Below are 6,000 nucleotides of genomic sequence, written 5' to 3' on the forward strand. Positions count from 1 at the left end.
GCGGCCAAGGAGTACTCGGTTCGCGGTTCGTTCCTGGCGGCCTTGGTCATGCTGGCGAGGGTCGCTTCTACCTGGGTCCGGTCGTGGGGCTCGAAGCGGCGCGCCGCGCTGGGAAGATCAGGTGAGGTAGGTGGCAAGGCGCTCGGCGAGTTCCTCGGGCGTTATGATCTTGATGCCAAGAGTGCGGGCCTTGTCGAGCTTGCTGCCGGCGTTCTCGCCTGCGACGACCAGGTGGGTGCGCGCGGAGACGCTGGAGGATGCGCGGCCCCCCGCCTGGGCGATCAGTTCGTTCATCTCGGTACGGGAGTGCTCCGCCAGGGGTCCACTCATCGCCCCGGTCACCACCACCGTCATTCCGGCCAACGGCAGCCTTTCTCCTGCTTCCCCGGACTCCACTCCCCCTTCCGGGACGCCGTCGGAGGCAGCGGATGGGACGAAGCCGGGTTGGGTCATGTTCACCCCCGCGGCCACGAGCTTGTCGATCATCGGGGCGATCTCGGCCAGTTCCGCGACGATGACCGGAGCCTTCTCGCTGCCGATGCCGTCGACCTGCTCCAGCGCTGCGGCGTCGGCATCCCGCACCGCCTGCATCGAGCCGAATTGCTTGGCGATGCGCAGCGACATGGAGCGTCCGGTGCCCAGTATGCCGAGGGCACAGAAGACCCGGTTCAGCGGTTTGCTCTTGGCGGTGTCGATGGCGGTCAGGAGGTTGTCGGCGCTTTTCGCACCCATGCGGTCCAAGGTCAGCAGTTGGTCGCAGGTGAGGGTGAACAGGTCAGCGAAGTCCTCGATCAGGCCCTTGTCGACCAGTTGCACGATGATCTTCTCGCCGAGGCCGTCGACGTCCAGGGCATCGCGGGCGACCGCATAGCGGATGGCTTCGATCTGACCGCAGGCGCGGCCCCGGACGCAGCGCCAGCGTTCCTGCGTGCGGTCGATATCGGCCCCGCAGCGCGGGCAGACCTGGGGGAAGGCGATGGGCTGTTCGTCGCCGGTGCGCAGGGTGGTGACGGCGCCTTCGACGCGGGGGATGACTTCGCCGGCGCGGCAGACGATGACGCGGTCGCCGAGTAGCAGGCCACGGCGGGTGATGTCGGCGGGGTTGTGCAGGGTGGCGTAGGTGATGGTCGTGCCTGCGACGTTGACCGGGTCGAGGACGGCGCGTGGGGCGATGACGCCGGTGCGGCCCACGCCCCATTCAACCGCGCGCAGCACGGTGATCTTCTGGGCGGCGGGGAACTTGAACGCGATGGCCCAGTGCGGGGTGCGTGAACCCGTACCGGCCTGGACCTGGTCGGCGGGCTCGTCGGCCTTGATTACAGCGCCGTCGATCTCGAAATCCAGTTCTGCGCGCAGGGTGCCAATTTCTTGCACCCGGGCCAGGACCTGCTCCAGAGTGGTGTAGGAGCGGGTGGCGACCGGCGTGTCGATGGTGGTACCCAGCCCGAGGTCGGCCAGGCGCGCGATGAGCCGGGTGTGGGGCAGATTCTCCAGGGTGGGGTCACTGGTGTGCTCGGGGCCGGTCAGGGCGGCGTAGGCCAGGAACGTCTGCTCGATGTGGTAGGCGCGGTCCTTGGCCCGCAGCGACCCGGAGGAGGCATTGCGGCGGTTGGCGAACACCGGCGCCTCGTGTGCGGCCCGCAGTTCGTTGGCTGCGACGAACTGGGCCTGCGTCATCAGAACCTCGCCCCGGACCTCGACGGTGATCGGCTCGGTCAGGGTCGTGGGAAGGCCGACGATGTCCCCGATCGCGTGGGACATGTCCTCACCAGTCGTCCCGTCACCCCGGGTGACCAGCTGGACCAGTCGGCCTTTGCAGTAGCGGGCGGCCAGGGCCACACCGTCGAACTTGGGCTCCACCGCCCAGGCGGTCACCGTACGCCCACCCAATCGGCGTTCCAGCGACACGGTCCATGCCTTCAGTTCCGGGTCAGAGAAGACGTTGCCCAGGCTCAGCATCCGTACCGTGTGCTCGACCTCACCGGTGGCCACCCCGGCCGCGACCTGCTGGGAAGGGGAGTCGGCCGCGACCAGGTCGGGGTGCTCGTCCTCCCAGGCGATGATCGCGCGCAGCAGCCGGTCATAGGTCTCATCGTCCATGCTGGGCTCGCCGGACCCGTAGTACGCCTCGGCGGCAGTACGCGCCTGCGCGACCGCCTGCAGATAGGCGTCTTCATCAGCCAGGACAGCGGCTGGCACCGTGGAGTTCTCCTTCATGTGACTCATTGTGACGACTGGCACTGACAGAACGGCGTGGCGCTGAGGATCGTCGACAGGCCCGACATCGGGCCAGGGCCGAGCCATGGCGCGAGGCTCACGCCCATGTGCGGCGTCACGCGCGACAGGCTCGATGGTCTGCTGGAGGCCGTCTGTGCCCGCGCAGGGCTCTCCTCGCGAGACGCCGAGCTGATCAAGTTCACCAACGATGCGGTCTTCCGTCTCCGTCAGGCGCCCGTCGTCGTGCGCATAGCCGGATCCAACGCCGCTCGCACCCGCGTCCCGACAGTGGTTCGGGTCGCCCGCTGGCTGGCCCGGCACGACCTCCCAGCGGTCCGACTCCTATCCGGCATGGAGCAGCCGCTGAGCGTGGATGGTCACGTCATCACGCTGTGGGAGCACCTGCCGGAGGTCGGCGGGCACCTTAACGGAAGGGATCTTGGGATCCTGCTGCGACGCCTGCACGCCCTGACCGATCCGCCGCCGGACCTGCCCCAGTGGCGGCCGATGACGGAAATTCGCCAGCGCCTGAACGAGCCAGAAGAGTTGTCCGCCGACGACCACGCCTTCCTTCAGCACGAATGCGACGAGATCGAAGGACAGCTCGCCGCCCTCAGCTATGTTCTCCAGCCCGGGATCATCCACGGGGATGCGTTCCTCGGAAACGTCATCGCCGGCCCCCTCGGGCCCGCATTGTGCGACTTCGACAGCACGACGATCGGCCCGCGCGAATGGGACCTGACCCCGGTGGCGGTCGGTAGCCTCCGCATGGACTACCCAGTGGACGAACACAGCCCGCTGCGCGAGGAGTACGGTTTCGACGTGACCGGATGGGAAGGCTTCCCGGTCCTGCGGCGGCTTCGTGAGCTCAAACTGGTCACCAGCGTCTTGCCCATTTTTGCGAAGCAATCCGGCGATTCGTCCGCAATGGGAGCACCGCATGCGCAGCTTCAAGGCCGGCGACCTAACCGTCAAATGGCAGACGTACGGCTGAGATCTGTGTGACGGCTACGGCCACCCGTGGGAGAGCCGTGGCGTCGGCTTGATCCGGCGGGGATAGACCATGCCCAGTTGGAGGGCGACCAGCTTCCAGTCGTAGGTCCCTGCTGGACGTACCGATCGATCCTTCTTCGCTGACTGGACAGCAAGATCCGCCGTGAGCACACTGGTAACACAAGGTGTCCAGCGAGGCTCGCGGAGTGAATGTGCCCAGTGAACCCGTTGCCGGTCGATATGAGCTGACCGAGGAGATCAGCAGCGGGGGAATGGGAACGGTCTGGCGGGGCTACGACGCTGTTCTCGATCGTGAGGTCGCCGTCAAGGTGATCCGTACGGACGTGATCAGGTCCGTACGGGATGCCCAAGAGCTTGCGGACCGCTTCCGCCGTGAGCTCGCATCACGGCCCGAATCCGCCACCACGGGGTCCCCCAGGTCTATGACGCGGTGCTCACCGAGCCCTTCGACCAGCTGTACCTGGTCATGGAGCACATCCACGGGACCAGCCTGCGCGCCTATATCCGGCCGGACGTGCACCTGCCGATGCCATGGGCGGCGGCGATGGCCGCCCAGATCGCGACCGTCCTGTCTCACGCTCATGCGGTGCCGGTCGTGCACCGTGATCTCAAGCCCGACAACGTGCTGGTCACCGCCGACGGCACGGTCAAGGTGCTCGACTTCGGCATCGCCGCGATCCTGCGGCCGGACGTTCCCAGCTGACCAGGCACGGGGTCCCGATCGGGACCAGTCAGTACATGTCGCCCGAGCAGACCCGGGCCAGCCAGGTCACGCCGCAGAGTGACCTCTACGCGCTCGGGTGCCTGCTCCACGAGTTGCTCTCGGGCCGGTCGGTGTTCGACGGCCCGACCGAGGAACTCTTCTGGGAGCAGCACCGGCATGCCCGGCCGCAACCGCTCCGCGCACTGCGGCCGGATGTCCCTGAAGATCTGGAAAAGCTCGTTCTGCAGTTACTGGCCAAGAAGCCAGAGCAGCGCCCGGGCGATGCGTACGCGGTATACGAGGGCCTTCTGCCGTTCCTGCCGCCCCCGGGCGCGGCGGCACCCCAGGGTGGGCCGGAACTGGCCGGTTGCCCGGACCCGACCCAGATGTATCGGCGGCCGAACGCGCCCCGCCCGCCCGACGCTCCCGCCGGCACTCCAAGCTCCAGGCCCACCCCAAACCCTGGAGCCACCCTCGACACGCGGCTGAGAGCCGCCATCGCCGAAGTAGAGCGCCAGGTCAACGCCCTCCTCGACGAGGAGCGCTACATCCAGGCAGCCGACGCCCTCGAAGCATTGATCGACTCGGTATCGGCGACGCTCGGTGCAAGGCATCCGCGCGTCCTGGCCCTGCGGAAGAAGCGGGCTGCCGTCCTCTTCATCGGCGGCGACTACCGCCGGTCCCTGCCCGAGTTCGACGATCTCGCGAACGCGTACGAGAGCACCGAAGGACCGGCGGGGAGCAACGTGATCCGCTGCCGCCGTCAGGCGGCCGACTGCCGCGCGGAGCTCGGTCAGGTCACAACCGCGCTCCGCGAGTATCACCACGTGCTCGACGTGATCCGCGCCAAAGAGAGCGACACCTCCGAGACCGCGAGGGAGATCCGTCGGAGCATCGGCGCCCTCCTTGCCGCCGAAGGGGATGACCAACAGGCGAGGGAGGTCCTCACACCACTGTTGGAGGACCTACGCCTCCTCTTCGGCCCCGACCACCCCGAAACTCAGGAAGTCCAGGAGATGCTCCGCCATCTCGACGTGCCAGGCTGACGGGGCAAGCTGTGTCTCGATGAACGGGCGGCTGCGCGCCTGTTCTTCCCCCGCACTGGCCCGCTCCGTCCGAGTACATGCGATGCCCGGTCGCACCGTGACCGTGTCCTGTGCCGGGGTTCACTGCCGCGCGCCTGGCCGGGGTGACTGTTTTCCGGTCACAAGCGGTCTCGCCACAGATCAACTTCACGGCGAGCGGCTTTGCGTGTCGTCCAGTTTCACATACGGATCCGGGCCTGCTCACCATCGCCAACCTGGGCTACGAGAATCTCAGTCCGGCCCTGCGCCACCCGGCCAAGAAGCCCGAGAACGGCGGCCTCGCCGACGACCAGCGAGCTTTCGACCCGGTTGTCCGCGGAATCCACGCGGCGGCGGGTCACCCTCGACCGCTGGCGGATCGGCGTGATCGGCAAGAGCGTCCGCGTGCTGCTCCGTCTCACGCGGCCGCTGCTCCTGCCTGGAGATCACAGATGGTCGTGACCGGTTACGTGGGACCGCCTAACGCTCACGAAACTATTGCGAATAGGGCGTATATGACATCAAGTGGATAGCACACAAATAGTCATCTACTTCTCGTAATTTCTTTTAATTTCCTGGACGGGCCTGTGTTATTTCTGAGTCATCTGTGAAATAATTGCGTCAGGTGTTCGAAAGAATGAGGTGGAGGGGAGGGAATCGATGAAGCCGGCGGCGCGGGAGGCGGCTCGACACGAGAGCGCGGCAGACTTGCTGGGACCGCAGTGGTGGGCGGCGGTCGAGGCGGAGGCGGCGGTGCGGGCCACCGCCTGTTCCTCCGGCCGGTCCGTGGATGTGGACGCTGAGTTGTGGGCCGATTGGCCCGAATGGGTTGCCATCGTTCCCGACGTGTCCCCCAACACCACACTTCCAGATGCCGCACTCCGTGACGCCGGGCTGTCGGAGGCTGGGACCTCGAACGGGATGCGTCCGGGTGCGCGCGATGCCGACATGGGCGCCGACATGGGCGCCGACGTGAGCGGTTCCGTTGCTGCGGGGGCCTCC

The 6,000-nt window shown here is 67.1% G+C and carries 6 protein-coding genes; 4 read left to right on the top strand and 2 right to left on the bottom strand.

Annotated elements, in window-relative coordinates; translation table 11 throughout:
• Positions 1 to 117: 117 nt before the first annotated feature.
• Positions 118 to 2,199, bottom strand: a complete 2,082-nt coding sequence (ligA, locus tag Mth01_RS19850; protein WP_239089829.1) for an NAD-dependent DNA ligase LigA — start codon at positions 2,197 to 2,199, stop codon at positions 118 to 120.
• Between the two features lie 123 nt (positions 2,200 to 2,322).
• Here ligA and Mth01_RS19855 point away from each other — a divergent pair, with 123 nt between their 5' ends.
• From Mth01_RS19855 to Mth01_RS19865, 3 genes are all read left to right on the top strand, one after another.
• Entirely contained in the window at positions 2,323 to 3,222 is a 900-nt protein-coding gene (locus Mth01_RS19855) for a phosphotransferase enzyme family protein (RefSeq protein WP_204017393.1), read from the top strand.
• A 439-nt stretch (positions 3,223 to 3,661) separates the two neighbouring features.
• Positions 3,662 to 3,934, top strand: a complete 273-nt coding sequence (locus tag Mth01_RS30165; protein ID WP_275408987.1) for a protein kinase domain-containing protein — start codon at positions 3,662 to 3,664, stop codon at positions 3,932 to 3,934.
• A gap of 35 nt (positions 3,935 to 3,969) precedes the next feature.
• Positions 3,970 to 4,980 (top strand): serine/threonine protein kinase, encoded by a 1,011-nt coding sequence (locus Mth01_RS19865; RefSeq protein WP_204017394.1) that lies wholly within the window; start codon positions 3,970 to 3,972, stop codon positions 4,978 to 4,980.
• Positions 4,981 to 5,198: 218 nt separating this feature from the next.
• On the opposite strand, the gene Mth01_RS19870 is transcribed toward Mth01_RS19865, so the two are convergent.
• Positions 5,199 to 5,420, bottom strand: coding sequence for a hypothetical protein (locus Mth01_RS19870; RefSeq protein ID WP_204017395.1), 222 nt, complete (start codon positions 5,418 to 5,420; stop codon positions 5,199 to 5,201).
• A 238-nt stretch (positions 5,421 to 5,658) separates the two neighbouring features.
• On the opposite strand from Mth01_RS19870, the gene Mth01_RS19875 reads away from it, so the two are divergent.
• A partial coding sequence (locus Mth01_RS19875; protein ID WP_204017396.1) for a hypothetical protein occupies positions 5,659 to 6,000 on the top strand: 342 nt, incomplete at its 3' end.

The organism is Sphaerimonospora thailandensis, from assembly GCF_016863115.1.
Lineage (GTDB): Bacteria > Actinomycetota > Actinomycetes > Streptosporangiales > Streptosporangiaceae > Sphaerimonospora > Sphaerimonospora cavernae.